The organism is Alcaligenes sp. EGD-AK7, assembly GCF_000465875.3.
GTDB classification, from domain to species: Bacteria; Pseudomonadota; Gammaproteobacteria; order Burkholderiales; family Burkholderiaceae_B; genus Alcaligenes; species Alcaligenes phenolicus.
On sequence record NZ_AVOG02000001.1, the window covers coordinates 1,059,111 to 1,084,674 of the forward strand.

Consider the following 25,564-nt stretch of genomic DNA (forward strand, 5'->3'; position numbering starts at 1 on the left):
GAATTTTTTTGCTGAATCCATACAAAAAAGCGCACAGTAAGAGACAAACTCGGTAACCTATCCGAATTTCACCGTTACATTCCCTCTGACAGGCAGGGGGAGCCTGACACATTTCGTCTAACTTGGCCCCATGGGCCGCTTCGGACATCAGCACCTATGCGGATACTCGACCAGTTCTTCATCAGTGCAGACCAGATGGCTCCCTTCTTGGTTGGCAGCTATAACAGTGGTCTGGTCATCCTGTCGCTACTGGTTGCCATCTTCTCCTCGGGCATGGCCTTGCAAACGGCCCATATTGCCCGCATGGCTGATTTGCGCATACACCGCCAGATTGCCATTTGTACGGGTGCCATCGCCCTGGGCGGTGGCATCTGGACCATGCACTTTATTGGCATGTTGGCGTTTGAACTTTGCACCAGCGTCCATTACGACCCGGCCATCACCATGTTGTCGGTTCTGCCCAGCGTAGGGGCATCCTGGGTCGCCCTGCAAATTCTCTCGCAAGCCCGTGTACAACGCTCGCACCTGATTGTGGGCGGTATTTTGGTGGGTCTGGGTATAGGCACCATGCATTACAGTGGCATGGCTGCCATGCGTATGGCGCCGGTGTTGCGCTATGAACCCATCACCTTCTTCCTGTCGATTGTGCTGGCCGTGGTACTGGCCACGCTGGCCTTGTGGATACGCTTTCGCCTGCATCGCACCCGCCTGACCTTGCTGCAACGCGTGGTCATCAGCGGCATTGTGCTGGGCCTGGCCATTTCCGGCATGCACTATACCGGCATGGCGGCCGCCCGCTTTATAGGCCAGACCACACCGCCCGATGACATGATCATCTTCAACAGCACCTTTGCCTCCATGGTGCTGTCCACCTTCACCATTACGGTGACGGTACTGGTGACCGCGGCCAACGGCCTGCTGCGCTACCGCCAGTTGTTCTTGAAGATGGAAGAAAGCGAATCGCACAACCGGGCCATTGTGGATACCGCGATTGACGGCATTATTACCATCAACAGCCACGGCACCATTCTGGACTTCAACCATTCAGCCGAACGCCTGTTTGGCTGGAAGGCTGGCGAGGTGCTGGGGCGCAATGTGAACATGCTGATGCCCGAGCCGGACCGCTCGCGCCACGACAGCTATCTGTCCAATTATTTACGCACCAACGACCCAAAAATTATTGGCGTAGGCCGGGATGTCACCGGTTTGCGCAAGGATGGCAGCTTGCTGCCGATGCGCTTGGCCGTAGGCAAGGTACGCCAGCCGGGTGACCCGCTGTTTGTCGGTTTTGTCACTGACATGAGCCGCTACAAGGCACTGACCGAATCCCTGCGTCAAAGTGCGGAAAAAGCCGAGCAGGCAGCCCAGGCCAAGACTGCTTTTCTGGCCAATATGAGCCATGAAATCCGTACCCCGCTCAACGCGATTATTGGCTTTAGCGACTTGATGCTGAATGATCAGATCAATGCGCAGCAAAACAAGCACCTTGCCATCATCAACCAGTCCGCCCACTCCTTGCTGGCCTTGCTGAACGACATTCTGGATACCACCAAGCTGGAACGCGGCTCGGTCGAGCTGGAGCAAGTGGATTTTTCGCTGATTGAATTGTGTAATCAGGTCGTGGCCTCCTTGCGTTTGGCAGCGGATGCCAAGAACCTCGAGTTCCGTCTGAACCATGCGCCCGAGCTGCATCAGTTTTACAAGGGCGACCCGATGCGGATTCAGCAGGTGCTGAACAATCTGATCGGCAATGCCATCAAGTTCACCCAAAGCGGAGCGGTGCATGTGGATGTCAATCCCGAACCAGGGCGCAATACCGTCTCCATCCGCGTCACGGACACCGGCATTGGCATGACTCCTGAGCAGTTGCGCCATGTGTTCACCCCCTTTACACAGGCCGATGTATCCATCAGCCGCCGTTTTGGCGGTACCGGCCTGGGCGTATCCATTGCCCGCCAGCTGGTGGATCTGATGGGCGGCACGCTGAAGGTTGAAAGTACCCTGGGTGTGGGCAGCGTCTTTGAAGTCCGTATTCCCCTGGAACCGGGCAAGGAACCCAGCCTGAGCCCGGACGATCAGCCCGTGCCCCGCCTGCCGCCGCTGCGCATTCTGGTGGCCGATGACATCAGCCTGAATCAGGAACTGCTGACCTTGGCCCTGGAGCAGCACGGACATTCCGTGACAGTGGCCGACAACGGTCACAAAGTGCTGGAGCTGCTGTCCAAAGAAGATTTTGATGTGGCCTTGCTGGATGTGCACATGCCCGAGATGGACGGTCTGGAAACCGCCCGCCGGTGGCGCGAACAGGAACGCCGCGAAGCGCGGCTGCCTTTGCCACTGATTGCGCTGACTGCCAGTGTCATGGAGTCCGACCGTCATGCGGCCCAGGAGGCCGGCATGAATGGCTTTGCCACCAAACCGCTGGATCTGCCTTCTTTGCTGCAGGAGATTGCCATGGTGATGGGTCTGCCCCCCACCGGCCCCTTGGAGCACAGCGTCGAACCACAAGAGAGCAGCCTGATCGATTGGGAGTTGGGCCTGAGCCTGTGGGGTTCCCAGGTCCGTCTGCGCCGCGCTCTGCTGAGCTTTCTGTCTGACCTGCATACCCGCTACCCGCTCGATGAAATCAAGCAGGCATCCCCGAACTGGGAGATTGTGCTGGGCAGCCTGCATGGCATTCGCGGCACCGCCGGCAATCTGGGCCTGCCCCAAGTGTCTGCCCTCAGCGCCGAGCTGGAAGAAAAAATTCGTCGTGGTCAAACTCGCCAGATGCGTCGCCGTATTGAACAGTTGCAGGAAATGTTCAACCGCATCGCTCACGAACTTGGTCACAACGGCCCACCGACTACTTATTCAGACGCTCAACAGGTCGTGGTGCATCCCCCCGACGTTGCCTTGAACAATCTCCACATTCTGCATAGCAGCGTCTTGCTCAACGAGCTGGACGAGCCTGCCTTGCAAGTGGTCTGTCAGTATCTGGAAAGCACAGGGCAAACCGATACCCTGAATGATCTTAATAAAACCATCGACGTGTTCGACTTTGCTCAAGCCAGCCTGATCCTGTCCAAGCTGATCAAAGACCTGAATGCGAGCTTGGCCAAGGATCCGCCACGCCATGAATGAATTTACCTCGCCGCGCCCCACCCTTTTGCTCATCGATGACGAGCCCGCCAATCTGCAGATTCTGCGCCATACGCTGCAACAGGATTTCCGGCTGCTCTTTGCCAAAGATGGCATCAAGGCGCTGGAGCTGGCACAACGGGACCTACCGGACCTGATCTTGCTGGACATCATGATGCCGCAAATGTCGGGTTACGAAGTCTGTCGAGCCTTGAAGGCCGACCTTAAAACCCGCCACATCCCCGTTGTTTTTGTAACTGCGCTCTCGCAGCCGCAGGATGAGCAAATGGGGCTGGACATGGGGGCGGTGGACTACATCTCCAAACCCTTTAACCCGGCGATTCTGAAGGCACGTATACGCAACCATCTGTCCTTGGTACAAATGCAGGAACTGCGCGACAGCCGCCTGCAGATTATCCGTTGCCTGGGGACAGCGGCCGAATACAAGGACAACGAAGTTGGCCGCCACGTCATCCGCATGAGCCACTACACGCGCATTCTGGCCCATTGGCTGGGTTACTCCAGCGAAGCGGCCGACGAGCTGCTGCACGCCGCACCCATGCACGATATTGGCAAAATCGGCATCCCGGATTCCATCCTGCAAAAACCCGGCAAGCTAACGCCCGAAGAATGGGAAATCATGCGTACGCACACCTTGATTGGCGCCCGCATTATTGGCCAGCACTCGCATGGCTTGTTGAAACTGGCACGCACGATCGCGCTGTATCACCATGAAAAATGGGACGGCAGCGGCTATCCCTATGGTTTAACAGGCGAGAATATCCCCCTGCCCGCCCGCATCGTGGCGGTGGCCGATGTGTTTGATGCCTTGGCCAGTGAGCGACCCTATAAGAAAGCCTGGAGTGTGGAGAGCTGCATCAGCTATCTGCGCGAACAATCCGGTCAGCACTTTGACCCGCAACTGATCGCTCTGCTGGATAAATGCCTGCCTGAAATGCTGCATATCAAAGAAAAATGGGCCGACGATCCCCAGCCGATGGCAAAGACTTGAACCGATTGGCCCGTAAGCAGCAGGTGGGCCAGGTCCCGCGCTCCTCAGCCCTGCGGGCTTGCCCTACAATGACGGCTTTACTACCTACCCCCGCATCTACATGGCCGCTTTGCGTATTCGCCAAGTCCGACTTCATAAAAAACTGTCTCTGCGCAAGCTGGCCGAGCTTGCCCAAGTCTCCCCCGGCCTGATCAGCCAGGTGGAACGCGGTTTGACCCAACCCAGTCTGGATACCCTGCGCCAAATTGCACGTGCGCTGGATACGCCCTTGTTTTCCCTGCTGGATGACAATGTGGAGCAAGTGGCGGTGGTGCGCCAGAACGAGCGCATGAGCATTCAATCCGCTTCGGGCGTGCAGTACCAGCGGGTGTCGCCGGGCTTTGGCAGTATTGAAATGCTGGCGGGCTTCTTGCCGCCGGGAGGAAGCTCGGTCGGGCAGCGCTGGAGCCACCCTGCCGAGGAATGTGTGCTGGTGACGGAAGGCCAGCTGCTGGTCGATGTAGGGGATGATCAGCACTGTCTGCAAACGGGCGATAGCTGTTATTTCAACTCCAGCCTGCCCCATGCCTACCGCAATCCTTACGACACGGATGTGCGCTTTATTGTGGCGATCACCCCACCAAGCTATTAAGCACGAGCACTAGGCGGCGCTGTGCAGCTGGGCCTGGATCAGGTCCAGCTCGGTTTCATGGCAACGCTGCAAACGTAGCCAGCGGTTTTCATCCATGTCTGCACCGCGTGTCGCCAGCATGATCAAGATGCAGGAATTCTGATCCAGCGGCTGCACCATGGCGCTGATGCGCGGCGTACGTTGTGTGGCGCTACCTACCCAATAGCGAATCAGCCCTTGCTCGGCCAGAATCTCCACGCTGACATGGGTTTGGCCACCATCAAACAAGGACGTCCCCACCACCAGGCCAGGCTCCACCGTTTCGGTGTCAAAGCAGCCCAGAGACCAGCGTCCCAGCGCATCCAGATCCGCCATATAGTCCATCACGACCTTGGCGGATCGTTCGATACGACGGCTGGCCTGATGAGCCCAGGTTTGGCTATCCATATCCCCTCCTCCTTTACCAACCGGCTTGCAAGGTGTCGCACAAGCGCAGTACATCCTGCTCGGTGCAGACATTACCGGGCGACAGACGCAATACGCCGTCACGCTGATCGCAATAGAGCTCCTGCTCACGCAGCTGATCCACCATAGCCTGAGCGCGTTGGGCACTGCTGGCGCGCAACATGATGCTGCCGCCGCGCTCGTTCTCGGCCAATGGGGTCAGCACGGGCCAATTGGCTTTGGCCGCACGATCCAGCAAGACCGCCGTCAATGCCCGGTTTTGCTCCAGCAGTTTTTCTACGCCAGTTTCCAGCACGAAACGCATGCCAGGCAGGGACGCAATACTTCCCAAAATAGCCGGTGTGCCGTGGTCGAAACGACGCGCGCCGTCAGCATAGCTGAACTGGTCCAGATTCCAGTTAAAGGGATTTTCCTGGCTGAACCAGCCGCGAAACTCCGGCTCGCACTGCTCGATCAAATCTGCACGCACATGCAAGAGGCTGGCACCGGACACGCCGCATGCCCACTTCAAGGAGGCCGACAAGGTAAAGGCCACGCCTTCATGCACGGTGAACGGCACCAGCCCGGCAGCTTGTGTCAAATCCAGCGCCATCAGGCTGCCGTGCTCCGTCGCACATTGCGCCATGCGATCCACATCCACCCGGTGCGATGACGTAGAGCTGACCCAGGTCACCAGGGCCAAACCCACACTGTTATCCCAGGCATTGATGAAATCATCGTCCGTCACATAGGACAGGCCCGCACTCAAAGGTACGGTGCGCAAGGTGAAGCCCAGGCGCAAGGCCAGTTTTTGCAACAGGAAATGCAGGCTGGGAAAGCAATCGGCCGCAACCAGCAAGGTACGTCCTTTAAGCACATGCGAAGGCAAAGAACCCAGAATGCTGTAGAGGCCGCCAGTGACATTTTCACTTAGCGCAATATCCTTGGAATCAGCACCAATCAAACGGGCCCAGGCATCCATGAAAGCCTGTTTCTGGCCCAGAGCGTACCCCCACTGGGCATCGTCCTGCGCCGACCAGACCTGGCTGAACTGATCCAGCTCGGCACGCATGGCCGCTTCCTTGCCCTCGAACATGCCAATGGAGTGATAAAGAAAATATCCGGACATCATTTACTTCCTTGAAAATCAATCGGCCAACTGACGGCCAGAGGTTTCCTGCACCGTGCTCAAAGCCACAATCCCGATCAGCGCCACTACCATCACGTAAAAGGCAGGTGCCATGCTCGAACCGGTCAGGCCCGTCAGCCAGGACGCCACGAATGGCGCCGTCGCTCCACCCAGAATGGTGGCGATGTTAAAGCCCAGCGACACGCCGCTATAGCGCACTCGCGTAGGGAACAATTCGGCATACAAGGGGTAGCCCACGGCCTGCACTACGATGAAGGGCAAAATGGACACGGCCACCGCGATCACCGCCAGCGGGAAACTGCCCCAGGAGGCGACCCACATCGTCAGCGGCACCAGCACCAGATAGCCCAGCAAGCCAATCGTCAGCAAGGGTTTGCGGCCAAAGCGATCAGACAGGCCACCGGCAAAAGGCATGATGAAGGCCGAGCACAAGGTGACCAGGGAAATCAGCCAGAACACCGCGGTGCCGTCGTATTTCAGGGTGTGAATCAAATGGGTACTCAGATAGACCACGCCCACGTAGCCTGCTGCATTCTGTGCAAAACCAATGGCAATGACTTGCAAGAGGGGACGGCGGTAATCACGCACAATCAAGGACAAAGGCGAATGCTCGGGGTGATGGCTTTTGAGCATTTCCTTAAAGCGCGGCGAATCCTCGATACGTGAACGAGCCCAGACACACAGAATGATCAGCGGAATGGACAGCAGAAAGGGAATACGCCAGCCCCAATCCAGCATGGCTTCCTTACCCACCAGCGCCGTCACCAACCCCGCGACGCCGGTGGCCAGGGACAAGCCCAAAGTGGCGGCGGCCGGGTTGAACGCGCCAAAGAAACCGCGCTTGCCGGGAGGCGAGCATTCCGCCACATAGGTGGCCGCGCCCGTAATTTCACCACCGGCAAAAAAACCCTGCAGCAAACGACACAGCAATAGCAAGGCCGGTGCAGCCAGGCCCAGCGTGGCGTAGGTAGGCAACATGCCCATCAAGGCGCTGGCCACTCCAATGCCCACAATCGTGAACATCAAGGCAGCGGTACGGCCATGCTTGTCGCCAAACCAGCCAAAGAAAATACCGCCTAAGGGACGTGCCAGAAAGGCGCCGCCAAACACGGCCAATGTGGACAGCAAGGCCGCGTTCTCATTGCCGGCGTGAAAAAACAGCACGCTTAGCGTCACAGCCAGGACGCCGTACAGCTGAAAGTCGTAATACTCGATCATGGTGCCCAAACCCGCTGCGCTGGCGGCACGCCACGGCGATACGGGGGCCTCGTCCTGTGGGGACTGTTTCTTGCTCATGTCTCATCCATCCTGATACGCATAATGCGTCTATTCTGTTTAGTGTGGCTAAACAAATTATACGGATGAATATTTCAGCTTTCAATCACTGGGAAAACCCTAAAGGTCGGGGTCTTCGGCCCTGTCCTTGTCCATGGCTTCCTGAACCCAGCGTTGGGCCGGATGCAGACTGATGCCCTGTTGACGCAAGCGCCGCAGAATATCGAGCATCAGATTGCTGCGCACCCGGCGCTGGACTCGCATGGTATTGATGAAACAACGGGTGCTGAATGCCACCCCATCCCCAAAAATTCCGTCGCAAGACAAGATAGGGGCTGGCTCGGTCAGAATTTCCGGTTCGGACTGTACGGCCTCACGCAAAATCTGCATGACCGCATCCGCGTCCACATCCAGCGGAAACAGCAAGCGGGACTCGATCGCGCCCAAGGAGGTCGGGGTGTAAGTCAGATTACGCACCTGCCGCCCCATCATCTGGGAGTTGGGGACCATGACCATGGTGCGATCAAAGCGCTCAACATAGGTCGCCCGCAAGCGAATCTGGCGCACATTGCCTTCGCTGCCCTCTACCTCCACCCAGTCTCCCACTTTGACGGGACGCTCGACCATCAGCATCAGGCCAGAGGCAATGTTCTGCACAATGCCTCGCAAGCCAAAACCCAGACCCACCGTCAAGGCCGTAAAGATCCAGGTCACCGATTCAATCGGCACACCCAGCATGGACAGGCAGATCACCAACAGAACAAAATAGGCAACGTACCCAACCATGCCCACGATCGCATTTTGCAGGCCCGGCTCCAGCGTGGTGTTAGGCATGTAATTCTGACGCAGCCAGGTGCGCAGAAAATGAATCAGAACACCTCCCACCAGCATCACGCCCAAGGCAATCAGCCACAAGTCCAGGCGCCACTGCACCGCTCCAAGACGCAAGGCCTCACGCGAGACATCCAGTCCCGACTCCAGCATCTGTTTGGGTTCAGTTAACCAATCCCCACTCACCATCCAGATCGCCAGAAGCAACACGCTCATCCGGGCGATAGCAAAAAACACAACAATGAACTGGCTTTGCACGCGAATCGGTGCCGCATCAGGATCACGGCTGCGGTTGTGCAAATAGGCCAGCAAGGAGTCCGAGATGTCCTGCAGCCACACCATGAAGACATAGGCAATCAAGCCAAAGATCAAAGGCATGGTGATGAAGTGGGACATCAAATCATCCGACAAGCCCTGCCACCCACCGATGAACAGCCCAGCGACCAGAATATAGACGGCGACGGCCCCTTTGAAGACCAGGCGCGCCCAGCTACGCGCTGTTCTGACAGAGTCCTGCCCCGACGATTCGGTCTGGCCAAACAGCTCGGCCCGCAGTATCCACAAGCCATAGCCATACAAGACCAGGTAAAGCAGGCTGGTGATGCCATCCATCAAGGCTTGAAACGTGTCTGACGTTCCTATCGAACCTTTAAAAAAGGTCGCCACAATGTCCAGATAGGCAATCAGAAAAAAGGCGAGTGCAAAATAACGCATTCGCCCTTGCGCCTGAGTCGACAAGGGCAGCAAGCGCCAGGAGGCACGACTCTGGATCAAGATACCTTTCATGGTGGCCAGCACCACCGCCGCCACTGCCGCTCCGAACTTCAAGGTAGCCAGCAGTTCAAACTGCATGGCGCTAATGCCTGGGCGATCGAAGAACAGCTCAATCAACTGATCCACCAGAATCAAGCTGACAAAAAACCACAACAGGAAATTGGCCAGAGTCAGGCTGGAGCGGCGCAAACGCCCTGTCGGTAAATAACGGCTGATCCACACCGGCATCAGTCGCAGCAAAACAAACCCCATGATCAGAACGGCGATCACCATCCCGAATGATGCGTTACTTTGCTGCCAGCTCGTGTCTTTCCAGGTTTCACGCCACTGCTGAGCGAAGTCGAACAGTTTTTGCCGATCCGCCGGCCAGGCCTCGCTCAATCCAGGCAGACTTTGCAACAAGACCAGGGAAGCACTGCGTTGCCAGCGCTTGGCATGTTCATAGCGCGCTGTCGCATCCCGCAACAGCTGACCTGTCTGTTCCGTTTCCAGTTGCACCAGGCGTGCTACCCGCAAGTCTGCGCGCAAGGCCGCGTCAGCCCGTCTCAATTGCTGACGCTCGTTATGAAGTGTGGTTTGGTCTGCCTCGTCTCCAGCATCTTCACCCAGCTCCTGCAAGCGCGCCCGCAACAAGCGGCTACGTCGCTCCAGCTTTTGCACGACCCGGCTGGACAGATCGCGCGCATGGGTGAGCTTCTGCTCGAACTCGTAGCTACGTTCGCGTCGTATGGAGGTTTGATTGCCTTCCAGGCGATACTGCAAAAGGCGAACTTCATCTTGCGCCTGCTGCAGCTCCCGCATCAGCTGACGCTCTTGCTCAATCTCGGACAGGGTTTGTGCCTGAGACCCGCCCCCCAGCAGCAGGCCAATAAACAAGAGCAAGACCTGCACACCTAGTCGTAGCGTCTTCATGGCTGTTGTCTCCCTGGGGCCTGCCTGTTGTTTTTATCGAGGTTCAATCATTCAGCAAGGGGTTGCCGCTTTCACTCTGGCTGGCGACCGGTGTATTGGGCAATACCGTCATGGTCTGAGTATGGTGCAACGCCAGACCTTCCTTGCGTAATTCATCCAGAATATCGAACATCAGGACACTGCGTACCCGGCTGCCAATGCGAGGCGAGCTTACATAGCAGGTCGCCGTAAACTGCAAGCCGTTAGCATCAAAGCCGTCCAGCGTCACATCCGGCGCCGGGTCGGCCAGCACGTCGCTGTAGTTCTGCATCACATCCAGCATGATAGAACGTACCCGTTTAGCGTCTGTGTCGATAGGCATATTGATCTTGACCTTCACCACCCCCAAGGGGTTGCTCAAGGTCACATTACGCACGGTTTTGGTGATGAATTCGGAGTTCGGCACGATCAAGGTGGAGCGGTCGAACATTTCAATTTCCGTGGCACGGGCATTGATCTTGCGTACATTGCCCTCTACCCCGTTCAGGCTGACCCAGTCCCCAATTTTGATGGGACGTTCGGCCAATAGAATCAGCCCCGATACAAAGTTCTGCACCACCGCTTGCAAGCCAAAACCGATACCCACCGACAAGGCTGAAATCACCCAGGCCATGCGCTCCAGACCGATTCCGAGAGACGAAATCGCCGTAGCCACCACAATAAAGTAGCCCACATAGCTGAACAGATTAGCAGTAGACACTCGCATACCCGGATCGATACGCGTGGCGGGTAAAAGCTGGTTGGCAACCCAGCGCTGCAAGGCTTTGACAAACAAAATGCCCAGCACCAGAATCAGTACGGCCAGCAGGACCGAGCTGGGTTTTAACTGAACCTGACCTAAAGAAAAACCTTTAACCAAAAAGCCCAAACGACGCTGCAGCCACTGCGTGGGGTCTTCCCCAAAAGGCAGCAAGACCAGGGTAATCGCCGTAATAATCAGGCATAAACGCAATGCTCCGGACAGCACGATCACGATCTGGCTGCTGCCACGCAATTGGGTACTGCTCCATTCATTAGCGGCGCGCTTCTCTTTAAATTGCAGCAAGAGGCTTTGACCGATATCCGCAATCAGTGCGACCAGGACATAGCAGGTGCAAATCACCAGACTCAGCCACAAGACCTCTTGCACAATCAGACTGCTCAAGGCGATGTAGCCCAGCAAGAAGGCAATCATCCCTAGCCCAATGACCACACCCAGGGTGATAGGAATGGCGCGTAACCAGGTCGTCCCCTGCTGAACCGAAGCCGTTTTCTGCGGGTCCTCGCCGCCCTCTGGAACGGGGGTCTTCTCACGCCCCTGGCTCAAGTTCCAGGCTGCAATGGCAATAAAGATGCTCAGTGTCAGCGTGTTAAAGCTGTTGACCAGCAAGGTAGTGCTGAGCGTGGCGTTGATCAGGCCCAGCAATTGCTGCGACATCCAGGTCAAGGCCACCATGATGCCCAGAGCAATGGGCAACCATGCCAGCTTCAAAGCTACATTGCTGGGGATGGGAGGCAAGCGCCAGCTAGGACGCTGCGCCGACAAAAGCACGCGGCCCATCCCGGTCACAAAGCCACCCAGATACAAGGCGAATACGGACTTGGACACAAAGCTGGACAGATCCGGAGCCAGATTGCCGTTCCAGTAAAACAGCCCTGCCGCCACCGACGCCAGCAAACCGGGCGTCAGGCTGTAGAGCACAATCAAGGCCGTCGCATAAAAAGAGCGTCGCAAGCGCGAGGGCTTGGTGTGGTTGATGGTAAAACGCTCCAGCCCCCGTACCGCCCAGACCGACAAAGCCAGCAAGACCAGAGCCAAGGCTCCTGCCGACCACAGCACATAAGCGGGCAAATCTGTTACCCGCTGGGCCAGATCCTTGCGCATGCGCTCGACCCTGGCCAGATCACCGGGCAAATCGCGCGACACATTGCGCCAGAAGCGTGGTGTCAACACGGACTGCGACTGCCGACCCAATTCCGCCTGGAAAATTACGCGGCGCTGCTTGGACACCTGATCCAGGCCTTGCGTTGTTTCCACGCCGATCAAACGGGCCAGCTTGATCATGCCGTCCAGCTCGGTCACCGCCTGCTGCAATTGAGCACGCTGGCGCGCAATGTCCTCGGACTCCCCCGCCGGATCATCCACAGGCCCCAACTGATTCAGACGCGCGGTCACGCTCAACAGCTCAGGCTCCAGACGCACACTCATTTCCTGAGCCTGCTCTTGCGCCAGCAGCAACTGATTGCGCAAGGCAACCAGATCGGAATCGCCCAAGCCATCATTTTTCTGCAAACGGTCCTGGACAGTTTGCAGCGTGTCACGCAATTCATTCAGGGATTCACTGGCCTGCGCAGGCGTCAATGCCACCGTCTCGGCCGTCACAGGGACAGCGGTAACAGCCAGCACCACAGCCAGCAGCCACAAGGACAAAAAAGCACACAGGCGCGAACGGCGAAAAGCGTGCATCAATAAAACTCCGGCTAAACAATGAGGCCCCAAGCATGAAACCGCCAGGGCAGCAGAAAACATGCACAGAATACCGAACTATTGTGGGCTTGGCGCATGAGGTATTCACGAGAACCCTGTTTTTTTAGGCGATAAACGCCCCGAACTGCTCACTTTTCAGGTTCCGGCTCCTTTACTCCCCCTCATCCCCCCTTCTGGCTGAATGCCAAGAAGCAAAAAAAACCGGCCAGAACAGGTGCAAAACACCTACCCCGGCCGGTTATTCTGCCTGCAGGCATCAAGCCTCAGGCCCAGGAACAAGCAGGATTAACGAATCTGCTCCGCCACCATGAAACCCGACGCCCCTGCCAGGCCTGGGCCTGGGTGGGTGGATGCACCGATGTGATAGACGTTCTTGTACGGTGTGGCGTGAGACCGGGCACCGTTACTGGAGGCAAAAGGGCGCATCCAGAAGAACTGATCAGGGGAGCAAATGCCCGAGTACGGGTCCCCGCCCACCAGGTTGCAGTTGATGGACTCCAGATCGGCAGGCGACAGCACTTTCTGGCCCACGATCTGCTGACGCAAACCGGGCATCACGCCTTCCAGCTGGTCGATAATGCGCTCGGCCACGGCCTTGCTGACTTCTTCGGTCCATTTGCCGTCTTCTGGCACGTCGATCTTGCCAGCAGCATCGCCGCGCAGCTTGGATGGCATGTCCTGCATCTGCATCCACAGTATCCATTTGCCTTCCGGCGCACGGCTGGGGTCCAGCGAGCATGGCTGGCCGATCGCCACGGTGAACTTGGCCGGGATCAGGCCGTTATTGGCCTGGGCCACGCTCATGCTGACGTCCTCCAGGCTGTCGGACAAGTGCAGCAACGGTACTTTCAGCAGCTCTGGATCGCTCCAGTTGGGCATGCTGTCCAACGCCAGATGAATCTGCATGTCGCCACGGCCAAAACGGTAGGCATTGGCTTGTTCACGTACTTGGGCGGGAGCACCCGGCAACAAACGACCATAGAGCTGTGGCGGTGTAACGTTGCACACCACATGGCTGGCTTCGTAGACTTGACCACCGGCACGCACGCCACGAGCCTTCTGGCCGTCCAGCACAATTTCTTCCACTTCCGTGTTCAGCTGAATACGGCCACCGGCTTTTTCAATAATAGCGCACAGAGCACGCACCAGATTCTGGCCGCCGCCTTTCACCACGGGCATGCCACCGGCGACCACAGCCGCAAAGGTCAGCTTGCCGATCAGTGCCGAGCAGGCATCATCAGGGCCCAGGCCCGAATGCAGAACCCAGGGGGCCATCATGCCGCGCACGCGGTCATCCTTCAGCTCCCGGTCCGCCCAGCGACGGAAGGATTCCAGCGACTCGCGACCATACTGCACCATGCCGTCCATGCGACGCTTGCGCCATTGCGAGAACAGCAGACCCAACAAGCCACGGCTGTAAGGTTCTGTGCCCAGCAAGCCAAAGGTCAGGCCCGCATCGCGCTCGAACAACTGGCTGCACATGGCACCAAAAGCATCGCCATCGCCAGCTTGCAAACCATTGATACGCTGAATGGAATCACCCACATCGTGACGCAGGGCCAGGCCTTTGCCATCGCTGCCCACCACCCCCGTGGTGTAGCCGTTTTCCAGAAACTCCACGCCCTGGGCAGCCAGATCGTCTTTCAGACGGGCATAGGCCGCACCGGAGGTGAACAAGGGGTACCAGGACGACAGCAATTCATGGGTAAAGCCGGGGAACAGTTCCTCGGTGCGGATACACCCACCCGCACGGTCGTTACGCTCCAGCACCAGGACCTGCTTGCCCTTTTGCGCCAGCAAGGCGGCACACACCAGGGAGTTAATGCCACTGCCCACCACAATAACGGCATACGATTTTTTATTTGTTGAGTCTGTCATCCCACACCTTTTTTAAATTGCCCTGAACGGGGTCAGGGCTTGTGAACACGCAGCAAGAAACAGGTGTCAACAAGCCCTGGACATCTTTTACCGCACTTTTCTATTTACGAGCCAGACGACTGCGCCTGCCAGCGTTCAAACCAGTGACGGGGCGACTTGCCCTGTTCTGGCCCGAGCACGGAAAAGCCACCATCGACGGGCAGATCAATCCCTGTCATCCAGGACGCCGCGCCCGACACGGCAAACAGCACTACCTGAGCAACCTCTTCACCCGAACCCACACGGCCCAAAGGATGCACTTGTGCACCGACCTGGTTGGCCAGTTCACGCGAACCGCCGCTCATGCGTTCAACGGACGGCGACCAGGTCCAGGCGGGCGAGACTGTCAGCACACGAATGCCCGAGGGAGCCAGCTCCACCGCCAGACTCTTGGTGAACTGCAGGATGGCCGCTTTGGAAGCGGGATACAACGCACGTCCAGCCACGCCAAACTTGCCACCCGTACTGCCCATATTGATGATGACCCCGCCCTGCCCCATATAAGGCGTGGCTTTCTGGGCCAGAATGGCGCTGGAGATCAGGTTCACGTCCAGCGTCTGATGCCAGAGCTCGCGGCTGGAGGCCAGGCCTTCATCGCCATACGAGCAGGCATTGTTGACCACAATATCAATGCGCCCGGTTTGCGCCAGAGCCGCCTGTACACAGGCATCCAGCTGGGCATCGTCGCAAATATTGGCGGCCATGAACTGAGCCTTGCCCACCGCTTGCAAACGCGCCTCGGTACGCTGACCCTCTTCCTGGCTGCGGCCCACAATCAGCACCCACGCACCGGCGGCACACAGAGCCAGGGCGATGTCCGCCCCCAGCCCTTGCGTGGACCCGGTCACGATGGCGACCTTACCTTGTAAATTCACCTTCATGTCCTGCTGCATGTCCTTCTCCTACTGTGCTTGTGGCGCGCCGAAAACCGTCGCCCAATCTTCGTCCCGGTCAATATGAGCAATCAGGCTCATGCTGGCCAGGGAGGCTTCGTGCGTAGTGGGTGGAGCGCCGCAGGCGCTGGCCACCACCGCCACCTCATAGCCCATATCCACCGCATGGCGCACGGTGCTCTCGACCACAGAATGGGTAGCCACACCGGCAATCACCAGACGCTCCACGCCCAAACGACGCACCACTGGCTCCAGCGCGGAACCAAAGAAAGCGTTGATACGCGTGTGGTGAACTTCAAACTCATCGGGCAAGGGAGCCAGCCCGTCAAAGAACTGGGCTCCCCAACTGCCAGTCTTCATGGCACCGATTCGTTTCACATTGTGCAGAATCGGCGCATTGCACAGCAGGTCGGCATAGTCGGGCCGATAGCCCACCCGCACATGCACAATGGGCACGCCCTGTGCGCGAGCCTGCGCCAGCAAACGGCCTGCGGCCTCGATCAAGGCCTGACGCTGGGGGCTATTGGCCTCTACCCCCACACGGATCAGGCCATCGGCGTGCAGGACGTCGTTTTGATAATGCAGGGCCAGCAAGGCTGTGTGATGGGCTGCCGACATTAGATGTACACCTGAATAGCGCCGTGAACCGCGTCACGATCCACCAGGTTCACCTGCTTCATGCGCAGTTTCCAGCCACCGCCCTCCTGGGCCTGCAGCTTGTGAATCAGGCTGCCCACACGGTAGACCGGATCCTTGCCACGCCACTCCATGGAGTGGAAGCTGGAACGCACCACCAGATAGCCTTCCGGATCAGTGCCATCAATCATCACATTGCCCAGCACACGGCAGGACTGTGTGATTGGCTGCTGGGACCAGTTGCGGTGGTTTTCCAGACGACGGATACGCAATTCACGCAGCAGCTTGTTTTCCCAGCACAGGGAAATGTGCTCGTAAGGGCTTTCCTGATCGTAGCTGTGAGGAATCCAGTACATGCCCTCCTCGGTCCACAGATTCAGCCATGCTTGCCAGCGACGCTCGTCCAGCAAACGAGCTTCGTGATAGATGAACTGCTCCACTTCACGGATGGCTTCCAGGCTCAGGTTCACAGGCGTGACCTGATCCACGCTGACGTCAAAATCAATATCAAACAACATAAGAATTCTCCTTGGCTCGGACAGCAGCCCGCTTAAGCCTGTGTTGCGGGGGCGATGGGCTCACCAGAAGCCGAACGCACCGTGGCTTTACCACTGTCTTCCGACTGCGCAGGCGCGTCGTACAGATTGGTGGTCATGAAATGCTTCCAGGCGCGGAACTGATTGCGCATGGGCAATTCGCTGGTGCCGTTGGTGGCGACCATACCGCCTTCGATAGGCTTGTCAGTGCCGTCATAGCGGTGCATGCTGATCCAGTCTCCGCCATTGGTCTGGTTACCTTCCTGACAGCGGCCATAGACTTCGATGTCGTCCGGCATCACGTTGGACGACGGCGAGTTGATCAGGTTGGCGTACATCAGGCCGCGCTTGTAAATATCGTCCGGCGCACCTTTCAGACGGAACAGCTGGATTTCCACATGAGTGCGGTCCACCGCCACCGGGCGAATCACACGGAACTGCTGGAATACGGTGTGGGGCGAGCCACTGCCGTAAATAATGCTGTTGTGACGGTTCTCGCCCAGAATGTTCAAGGCTTTTTCTTCACCGTAGGCTTCTTTCAGCGTTTCGTAGTGCGCCTTGGTGATCGGGTCGGTTTCGATGGCACCGGGATTGAAAATCCCTTCCATATAGCCGTGGCCGTTATCAAAGGCATACAGGTCCAGCTTTTCCCAGAAACCGTAGGGCTCGCCGTTACCGTCCATGATGTGCAGTTCCAGCGGCATGGAGCCGTAGTCTTGGGCCTGCTCGCGGGCTGCCACGTAGGACGACTCATGCGTCACGTTGGCGTGCATGGTGTCGTGCAGGTTCTCGTAGAACACCTTCCAGTTGGAGGGCTGCCAGACCTTGAAGCTGCCACCGGCCACTTCCACTTCACCCACGGGCGAGCGATCGCACAGATTGTCGATGGAGGTGATGATGGGACCCAAAAACTCTTTCAGGTCCGGGCCGTGGGCGCTTTGACAGGCAAAAACAAAACCACGGTAGCTTTCCACACGAGCCACACGGCGCATGGAGAAGTCCGGGTGCTTGGGATCAAAACAGGTGTTTTCCAGGCCGTTTTTCATCGGAGCGGCCAGATGCTGACCGTCCAGCTTGAACGTCCAGGCGTGGTAAGGACAGCGGAAGAACTTGCCCGCATTGCCGCAACCGTCCGCTACCACTTTCGCGCCCTTGTGCGGGCAACGGTTGTAGAGCACGTACACCTTCTTGTCGCTGCCGCGCACCATGATGACGTCCTGGCCGCCCAACAAGGTGGTGTGGTAGTCGCCGGGATTAGGCACCTGGCTGTCGTGGCCGATGTAGATCCAGGCACGGCCATAAATGCGTTCCATCTCCAGACGGAAGATCTCGGGGTCGGTATAGACCGATTTATGTACGCTGTCGCCCCGCACCAATGCGGACAGCTGTTCGTTGCTATAGCTCATCATTACCTCCTTGCTGCCGGATGCTTGACGCACCCTCTTTATGACTTTTCCATCTTGCACTGCGGTGCAAAATGATCCTGGAACTGCTCGAATACGGTGGACACAATCTTGTTGCTCATCTGGCCCTTGTCATTCGGGGCCACTTCACGCATGTAGTAGGTCTGCACCGGATACTGGTTGTTGTTAAAGGCAAAGGCGCCGCGTACGGACTCGAACGGTGCACTGCGCAAGGCTTTACGCAGGGCCTCCCGGTCGGTAGCGGCCTTGGGATCAGCCTTCAGTGCGCCATCCAGCAACAAGGCGGCGTCGTAGCCCTGGGAGGCGTACATGGAAGGCAGGCGACCGTAGGTCTTTTCAAAATCCGCCACAAAGCGTTTGTTGACCGGGTTATCCAGATCGGGCGACCACTGGGCGGCATTCGCCATGCCCTTCATGGACTCGCCAATCGCGGCAATCGTGTCCTGATCAGCCGAGAAGCCGGGGGTATACACCGCCAGTTGCGTGGACAGGCCCGAGTTGATCAGTTGCTTGATAAAAGACACGCCCATGCCGCCGGGCAGGAAGAAAAACACGGCATCCGCACCCGAAGCTCGCATTTGTGCCAGCTCGGCGGCGTAATCCATCTGGCCGACCTTCACATACACTTCGTCGGCAATCTCGCCCTTGAACAGACGCTTGAAGCCTTCAATGGACTCGCGACCACCGGGGTAGTTGGGCGCGATCAAATAGACTTTCTTGTGCGCCTGATCGGTCACGTACTTGCCCATGGCAGCGGGAATATCCTCGTTCTGCCAGGACACGCTGAAGAAATTGGGGTGACAACGTTCGCCCGCGTAATCGGCCGGGCCGGTGTTGGCGGAAATATAGACCGTGTCACTGTTCAAAATCGTCGGCATCACGGGCAGCAGTACATTGGAGAAGGCCATGCCGGTAATCACATCGACCTTGTCGCGCTTGACCAGACGGTCCACCGCCTGGCGGCCTTCCATTGGTTTTTGCTGATCATCCAGCACCGTCAAGGCCACATCCACACCGCCGAGCTTGCCACCCGAGTGGTTCAGGCCCAGCTCGAAACCATCACGGATTTCTGCGCCAATGGCTGCACCAGGGCCAGACAAGGTGGTTAGCAGCCCCACCTTGAATACTTCCTGACTGGATGCCGGGCTACAGGCCAGGGCCAAGGCCAGCGTGCTCATACAGAACGCCACTTGTTTTTTCATGTTTGTCTCCGTCCTCTGTCTTTCAAAAAACTGGACTTTAGTTCTGCCTTGGACCACCCCCAATACGCCGGAAGCTGTGTACCACTGACGCCCGTGATTTTTGCGGCGCTTGTCCTGCAAGCCAGAAAAGACGGGCCCAAGGGACTACGTGAATACAGCAATTCCCAGTCGTATCCCAATCTGCTAAGGTGCCGGGGCAGGACTACTGTTTTAGGTTTGAAATACATTAGACCGGCGCAGAATGGGCGGCTATCCAGATATGGCAAGCCTTATCCCGAACCGGCAAAAATTTGGAGACACACATCATGCAAGCGTGGTTTATGTCAGGGCTGGCCCCCTTGCAACACAGTGCGCCGCGCTTTGAATCGCGCTGCCCGGACCAGACACGCAGCGAGACGGCCGGTTTTTTAACCGAGCACCGCTTGACCTGGAATGACGGCCCGGTCGATGCTTCCCTGCGCTATGCCAGCAGCCACAGCTTTTCCTTTGTCTTGCTGAAATATGGCGCGGCGGTGCAGGTATCGCCGGGGATTCTGGAGGATTTCCTGCTGTTTCAGGTGCCGATACAGGGACGCTCCTGTATTCGGGTTGGTCGGGAGTACGTCCAGGCCAACCCCAAAATCGCCAGCGTGATCTCCCCTTCCCTGCAGGTTGAACTGGATTGGGAACAGGGCTGTGAACAGTTTTTAGTGAAGATTCCGCGCCACAGGCTGGAAGAAGTGGCCCGTCAGACCTTGGGCTTGAGCCTGGATCGGCCCATTGAATTTGCTGCTGGCATGTCTCTGGATTCGCCGCACGGCTGCGCCTGGCAGCACCAGATTGGCAGCTTGCTGGCTTATGGCGGGCATTTGCCGCCCGAAATGGACCAGTGGTCGCGTCAGGCCGAGGACAATCTTTTGCTGCATCTGTTTCATACCCAGCCGGGTAACTACAGCCAGCAATTGCAGCAAAGCGTGCGCCCGGCCAGTTCGCGCCGGGTACAAAGAGCGGAGGATTTCATGCGGGCCAGCCTGGACGAGGCCCTGACGCTGGAGCAGATTGCCACCGCGGCCTGCGCCAGTGTGCGCAGCCTGACGCTGGCATTTCGTACGGAGCGGGGGCTGAGCCCCATGCAGTTCTTGAAACAGATTCGTCTGGAAGCGGCCCAGCAAGCCATTCGTCATGCCGTGCCGGGCACCCAGGTCAGCGAGATTGCCTTGCGTTGCGGCTTCAACCATTTCGGCCGCTTCTGTGCAGACTACAAGTCCCGCTTCGGGCGTTCGCCCTCGCAGGACTTGCGTATCGTGGATTAGTCCTTCAAGGCTTTGCCAGGAACCCACACACGGCCGTCAAACAGGCGACGCGCCGTACGATAGAAAGAACCGGCCTTGGCAAACCACTGGCCATCTTTCTTTTCCACTTCCGCGCCCACTGTCAGCACACCGGAAGGCATGCCCAGACGCAGTGGACCTTGAGGGGCAACCGAGTCAGACAGACATTGCGAAGGCAGGCTGCCCGTCAAACGAGCAGCCACAGCAGTGCACAGCGAGATCGTCAAGGGCAAGGCGCGGTGCGGCTGGCCATTGGAAATCACGCGGGCAACCAGATCAATCTCTTTGGCAGGAACCACGTCGCCAGACAAGGTCGGGTTGTCCTGAGCCGGCGACACGATGCAGACAAAGGGCACGATGCGAATCTGACGTGCCGCTTCCACATCGGGAGCAATGCCCATGCGTACCGACGCCTGCACACGAATTGCGTCCAGACGCTCCAGCACTTCGGGGTGAGCTTCCAGCCAGTCGGGTAGTTCCAAACCGGTCAAGCCTACATCAGCAGCGCGTACAAACACCGCTGCGTTGGCCGCGTCCACCAGCGACACCTCGATACGGCCTACGCCAGGCACATCCAGCCACTCGGTCAATTCACCGCTAGGCAGCAAGGAGCCAGTAGAGGCACCACCAGGTTCCACAAAGTCCAGACGGATAGGCGAGCCCGTGCCGCCTACGCCGGGAATGGACAGATCACCGTCGTACCGGGGCTGACCATCTTCAACCGTGAAGTGGGCGTGAATGATCTTGTTGGTGTTGGTATTCAGAATGCGTACGCACGCTTCGCCATCCTCAACCTTGACCATGCCCTGCTCTACTGCGTAAGGGCCGACGGCCGAGCTCATATTGCCGCAGTTGCCACGGTAATCCACCTTCTCTTCCTTGATGGCTACTTGCGCAAAGGTATAGTCCACGTCCGCGTCCGGATGGCTGGACGGGCCGATAATACAAACCTTGGACAAGGAAGAAACACCACCGCCCATGCCGTCCAGTTGGCGACCATAAGGGTCCGGCGTACCCATGGCAGCGGAAAACAGAGGCGTCCAGTCGTCGCGCTCGGCAGGCAGGTCTGCAATATTGAGCATCAAGGCTTTGCTGGTGCCACCACGCATGAACACGGCGGGAAGGGATTTTTGCTTCATCACGTTATTCCTGGTTCTTGGCTTGCGCCATTAAAGAAAATTGCGCCGTCTCCTCCATGGGTTCGGCGTGAGAGACCATCGATTCACTAAAAGCGCCGGGCTGGCCGCTGCGTTGCTGCTGCTGCCGCTCCAGCTGCTGTACTTTCTCTTCACTGGCATTGCCCAGATGGCGGGCCAGCAGGGCGGAGGCCTGAGCGCGTTCGCCCTTTTCCAGCAAATCCAGAATTGCCAGATGCTCCAGGCATTGGCGACGAATACGTTCCCGATCCAGGGTTTCCTGATATTCCAGCAAGCGCCGCAACTGGTTCTGGCGTGTCACGGTCTGGGCGATAAAGCGGTTACCGGACAAGGAGGCCAAGGCTTCATGGAAGGTGGCATTGGCCTGATACATTTCCGCGTGTCCGGCATGACGCCAGCCCCCGTCGGCCAAGGCCTGCTGCTGCAAACGCACCCGGCGCAAGACAGTGGAGTCAATGGCGAAGCCCGGCAGCAGCATGGCCGCTGGTTCCAGCATCTGGCGCAAGGTATAGCTTTCTTCGCAAGCCTGAGGGCCGTCAATCATGGGCAGGAAAGACCAGCCTTTGCTGGCGCGCTGTTCCATCCAACCTTCATTGGCAGCACGAGCCAGAATGCGGCGCACACGCTCGCGTGTCAGGCCATAGCGGCGCATGGCGTCGTTCTCCGACAAGGTGTCACCCCAAATACCAGATAGCTTGTCGCGGGCCAGTTGCAGATAGATCTGGTCGTCCTGGCTGGTGCCCAGCTCTTCTTCGATCACACCAAGCTGGTCGGCCCCTTTCAACAGATATAAGCCACGTCGGGGCGGCTGTGCGCCCACAATGCCTTTTTCCGCCAGATAGGCCAGCGCCCCCCGTATGGGCGAGCGCGACGCGCCCAGCGCTTCGGCCAGCGATTGTTCCGTCAAATGATGCCCGGCCTGCAAATGCCCTGCCCGCACGTAGTCCAGCAGGCGATGCGCCAAGGTGACATGCAAAGAATTGGATTGGCTTTTCATGCCGACATTCCTAAAAATCGAAGCGATCCTGGATCGTTTTATTGTATTATATACAAACAAAATACAATTTAATTGTTTTATCAAGGCTCCAGACGCATAATTTTATTGATTATTCTTGCTCAGGTTGGCCCTGCTTTCCTGGCTTCTTATTACGGATGAATCGTTTGCCATGTCTCAGTCTCTTGCCCTAGAAACGCTGTCCCTGAACGGACGTTCCGTACGTTACGTTCCTATCGCCGACATCCCCGGTATTGAAAAGCTGCCGTACTCGCTGCGCGTTCTGCTGGAAAACCTCTGTCGTCAAAAGGCCGTGCGTCACGCCGACGTGGATCAGGAAATTGACTCCCTGCTCCAGCGCAAGGTGGGCGACGGCATCACCTTCTACCCTGCCCGCGTCTTTGGTCAGGACATTTTGGGTTTGGTGATGCTGCTGGACATGGCCGCCTTGCGCGAAGGCGTACAAGCAGCCGGTGGTGACGCCAGCCGCGTGCGCCCTCAAGTCCCTATCGACGTGATTATTGACCACTCCCTGCAAGTGGACAGCTGGGCCAACCCCAAGGCAGCCGACATCAACCTGGCACGTGAATACCAACGTAACGGCGAGCGCTTTGCCTTCCTGCGCTGGTGTTCCAGCAACTTTGACGGCGTGAAAGTGGTGCCACCTGGCAAAGGCATCATGCACCAATTGCACATCGAGCATATTGGTCAGGTTGTATGGACCGAAGAAGGCAAGGACGTGGATCTGGTCTACCCCGACAGCTGTGTCGGGACCGACAGCCACACGCCTATGGTTAACGGCCTGGGCATTCTGGGCTGGGGTGTCGGAGGTATTGAAGCCGAAGCCGTGATGGTAGGCCTGCCCGTCGCCATCGCCCTGCCTGCCGTGGTGGGTATCGAGCTGACTGGCAAGCTCAATGACGGCGTGCTGCCTACCGACCTGGTTCTGGTCATTACGCAAAAACTGCGCGAACTGGGCGTGGTGGGCAAGTTTGTCGAATTCTTTGGCCCCAGCGTGGACGAGCTGTCCCTGGGCGACCGTGGCATGATCGCCAATATGGCACCAGAGTACGGCGCAACCGCGGTGTTCTTCCCCATCGACGACGCTGCCCTGCACTACATGCACATGACAGGCCGTCCACAAGAACAGATTGATCTGGTCGAGCAATACAGCAAGGTTCAAAAACTGTGGCGCGACCCGGCCGCTCCCGCTCCTGTTTACGACACCGTGTTGAAACTGGACCTGAGCAGCATCAAGCCTAGCCTGGCTGGCCCCAGCAACCCTGAAGATCACCTGGATCTGGACACCGCTGCCCAGTCCTTCCCCGCTCATCACCAGAAAATTGCTGGCCGTCCTTACGACCCGCAACGTGCCGTACCCGTGGAAGGCGAGGACTTTGTGCTGAATGATGGCGATGTGGTCATTGCCGCCATTACTTCCTGTACCAATACCGCTAACCCCGCCAATATGATGGCCGCCGGTTTGCTGGCCCGTAACGCCGTGGCTCGTGGTTTGCGCAGCAAGCCCTGGGTCAAGACCTCGCTGGTGCCCGGTAGCCAAGTAACAGCTGACGTGCTGGAGCGCGCTCAACTGCAAGACGACCTGGACGTGCTGGGCTTTAACATTGCCGGCTTTGGTTGCACCACGTGTAACGGTGGCTCGGGCCCACTGCCTGCCAATATCGTCAACGCGATTGAATCCGAAAAGCTGATTGCCACCGCCGTACTGTCGGGTAACCGTAACTTTGAAGGCCGTATCCACGCCAACGTGCGCGCTGCTTACCTGGCATCGCCCGCCCTGGTTGTGGCCTACGCTCTGGCCGGCAACCTGAATGTAGACCTGACCCGCGACCCGCTGGGCAAGGATCAGGACGGCAAAGACGTCTACCTGAGCGACATCTGGCCCAAATCGGCAGAAGTTCAGGAAGCCATCCACGGCGCGTACGACCGCGACCTGTTCATCGAACGCTATGCCGAGCTGTACGACGGTGGCGAACCCTGGGATGCCCTGGCCCGCGAAAGCAATGGTGGCCACTACCCATGGGAAGCCGACAGCACCTACATCCGCAAACCGCCTTACTTTGACGGCTTGCAGCGCGAACCGGCTCCCGTGGCCAACCTGCGCGGCATGCGTCCGCTGGCGATTCTGGGTGACTCCATCACCACCGACCACATTTCGCCATCGGGTTCGATCAGCCTGGGTACGCCTGCTGCTGACTTCCTGCTATCCAAGGGTGTGGAGCAAAAAGACTTCAACAACTACACCACGCGCCGTGCCAATCACGAAGTGGTCAAACGTGCGACCTTCGCCAACATCCGTCTGCGCAACAAGATTGTTCCCGGCGTGGAAGGCGGCGTCACCAAGGTGATGCCGGAAGGCGAAGTGATGCGTATTTTTGAAGCGGCCCAGACCTATCAGGAACGTCAGGTTCCCTTGCTGGTGATTGCTGGCAAGAACTACGGTTGCGGTTCTTCCCGCGACTCCGCCGCAAAAGGCCCTGCTCTGCTGGGCGTGAAGGCGGTGGTTGCCGAAGGTTTCGAGCGTATCCACCGCACCAACCTGGTCGGTATGGGTGTGCTGCCCTTGCAGTTCCAGGACGGCACCAATGCCGACACCCTGGGTCTGGACGGCACCGAAACCTTTGATGTGAAGGGCCTGGAAGAAAACCTGGGTGTACGCTCGCAGGCCGAGCTGATCATCCATCGCCTGGATGGCAGCACCCAGTCCGTGCCGGTGAATGTGCGTCTGGATACGGTCGAGGACATGGAGTACTGGCGTCATGGCGGTATCCTGCCACGCGTCTGGCGCAAATACCTGGAAAACTAAGCCTTTACAGGCTTAGCTTGTCCAGTTAGCGGTA

18 protein-coding genes are annotated in these 25,564 nt (G+C 58.0%); 5 read left to right on the plus strand and 13 right to left on the minus strand.

Features of this window, described 5'->3' with window-relative positions; genetic code table 11:
• Positions 1 to 156 precede the first annotated feature (156 nt).
• From N879_RS05030 to N879_RS05040, 3 genes are read left to right on the plus strand one after another with little or no spacing between them, the layout of a single operon-like run.
• A complete protein-coding gene (locus N879_RS05030) occupies positions 157 to 3,123 on the plus strand; it encodes an MHYT domain-containing protein (protein ID WP_022983193.1) in 2,967 nt (988 codons plus the stop codon).
• Positions 3,116 to 4,132 carry a response regulator gene (locus N879_RS05035; RefSeq protein WP_009459474.1) on the plus strand — a complete coding sequence of 339 codons (1,017 nt, stop codon included), beginning with the start codon at positions 3,116 to 3,118 and terminating at the stop codon, positions 4,130 to 4,132. The genes N879_RS05030 and N879_RS05035 overlap by 8 nt, the downstream gene beginning before the upstream one ends.
• 58 nt (positions 4,133 to 4,190) lie before the next feature.
• The gene (locus N879_RS05040) at positions 4,191 to 4,763 is read left to right on the plus strand and encodes a helix-turn-helix domain-containing protein (protein ID WP_009459475.1); all 573 of its coding nucleotides are present in this window, start codon (positions 4,191 to 4,193) and stop codon (positions 4,761 to 4,763) included.
• Positions 4,764 to 4,772: 9 nt separating this feature from the next.
• On the opposite strand, the gene N879_RS05045 is transcribed toward N879_RS05040, so the two are convergent.
• From N879_RS05045 to N879_RS05095, 11 genes are all read right to left on the minus strand, one after another.
• Entirely contained in the window at positions 4,773 to 5,189 is a 417-nt protein-coding gene (locus N879_RS05045; protein WP_009459478.1) for a hypothetical protein, read from the minus strand.
• 13 nt (positions 5,190 to 5,202) lie between these two features.
• On the minus strand, positions 5,203 to 6,318 hold the full coding sequence (locus tag N879_RS05050; protein WP_235484240.1) for an aminotransferase class V-fold PLP-dependent enzyme: 1,116 nt from the start codon (positions 6,316 to 6,318) through the stop codon (positions 5,203 to 5,205).
• 15 nt (positions 6,319 to 6,333) lie between these two features.
• Positions 6,334 to 7,632 (minus strand): MFS transporter, encoded by a 1,299-nt coding sequence (locus tag N879_RS05055; RefSeq protein ID WP_009459482.1) that lies wholly within the window; start codon positions 7,630 to 7,632, stop codon positions 6,334 to 6,336.
• A gap of 99 nt (positions 7,633 to 7,731) precedes the next feature.
• The gene (locus N879_RS05060) at positions 7,732 to 10,128 is read right to left on the minus strand and encodes a mechanosensitive ion channel family protein (RefSeq protein ID WP_022983194.1); all 2,397 of its coding nucleotides are present in this window, start codon (positions 10,126 to 10,128) and stop codon (positions 7,732 to 7,734) included.
• Between the two features lie 43 nt (positions 10,129 to 10,171).
• Positions 10,172 to 12,613: a DUF3772 domain-containing protein gene (locus N879_RS05065; protein WP_021446775.1), complete on the minus strand. Its 2,442-nt coding sequence runs from the start codon at positions 12,611 to 12,613 to the stop codon at positions 10,172 to 10,174.
• Between the two features lie 306 nt (positions 12,614 to 12,919).
• On the minus strand, positions 12,920 to 14,512 hold the full coding sequence (locus N879_RS05070; RefSeq protein ID WP_009460935.1) for a phytoene desaturase family protein: 1,593 nt from the start codon (positions 14,510 to 14,512) through the stop codon (positions 12,920 to 12,922).
• 104 nt (positions 14,513 to 14,616) lie between these two features.
• Entirely contained in the window at positions 14,617 to 15,444 is an 828-nt protein-coding gene (locus N879_RS05075) for an SDR family oxidoreductase (protein ID WP_009460939.1), read from the minus strand.
• A gap of 9 nt (positions 15,445 to 15,453) precedes the next feature.
• Positions 15,454 to 16,062: a cysteine hydrolase gene (locus N879_RS05080; RefSeq protein ID WP_009460941.1), complete on the minus strand. Its 609-nt coding sequence runs from the start codon at positions 16,060 to 16,062 to the stop codon at positions 15,454 to 15,456.
• Positions 16,062 to 16,598: an aromatic-ring-hydroxylating dioxygenase subunit beta gene (locus N879_RS05085; RefSeq protein ID WP_009460943.1), complete on the minus strand. Its 537-nt coding sequence runs from the start codon at positions 16,596 to 16,598 to the stop codon at positions 16,062 to 16,064. Before N879_RS05085 ends, N879_RS05080 begins: the two co-directional genes overlap by 1 nt.
• Positions 16,599 to 16,630: 32 nt before the next feature.
• Positions 16,631 to 18,022: an aromatic ring-hydroxylating dioxygenase subunit alpha gene (locus tag N879_RS05090; RefSeq protein WP_009460944.1), complete on the minus strand. Its 1,392-nt coding sequence runs from the start codon at positions 18,020 to 18,022 to the stop codon at positions 16,631 to 16,633.
• 38 nt (positions 18,023 to 18,060) lie between these two features.
• Positions 18,061 to 19,242 carry an ABC transporter substrate-binding protein gene (locus tag N879_RS05095; RefSeq protein ID WP_009460946.1) on the minus strand — a complete coding sequence of 394 codons (1,182 nt, stop codon included), beginning with the start codon at positions 19,240 to 19,242 and terminating at the stop codon, positions 18,061 to 18,063.
• Positions 19,243 to 19,547: 305 nt separating this feature from the next.
• On the opposite strand from N879_RS05095, the gene N879_RS05100 reads away from it, so the two are divergent.
• Complete coding sequence (locus tag N879_RS05100) at positions 19,548 to 20,534, plus strand: helix-turn-helix domain-containing protein (protein ID WP_009460948.1); 987 nt, start codon at positions 19,548 to 19,550, stop codon at positions 20,532 to 20,534.
• On the opposite strand, the gene N879_RS05105 is transcribed toward N879_RS05100, so the two are convergent.
• Together N879_RS05105 and N879_RS05110 are read right to left on the minus strand one after the other, a co-directional pair.
• Positions 20,531 to 21,691: a 2-methylaconitate cis-trans isomerase PrpF family protein gene (locus N879_RS05105; protein WP_009460950.1), complete on the minus strand. Its 1,161-nt coding sequence runs from the start codon at positions 21,689 to 21,691 to the stop codon at positions 20,531 to 20,533. The two genes, N879_RS05100 and N879_RS05105, sit on opposite strands and share 4 nt — an antisense overlap.
• 4 nt (positions 21,692 to 21,695) lie before the next feature.
• Positions 21,696 to 22,706: a GntR family transcriptional regulator gene (locus N879_RS05110; protein WP_009460951.1), complete on the minus strand. Its 1,011-nt coding sequence runs from the start codon at positions 22,704 to 22,706 to the stop codon at positions 21,696 to 21,698.
• A gap of 169 nt (positions 22,707 to 22,875) precedes the next feature.
• On the opposite strand from N879_RS05110, the gene acnA reads away from it, so the two are divergent.
• On the plus strand, positions 22,876 to 25,530 hold the full coding sequence (acnA, locus tag N879_RS05115; protein WP_009460953.1) for an aconitate hydratase AcnA: 2,655 nt from the start codon (positions 22,876 to 22,878) through the stop codon (positions 25,528 to 25,530).
• Positions 25,531 to 25,564: the final 34 nt, after the last annotated feature.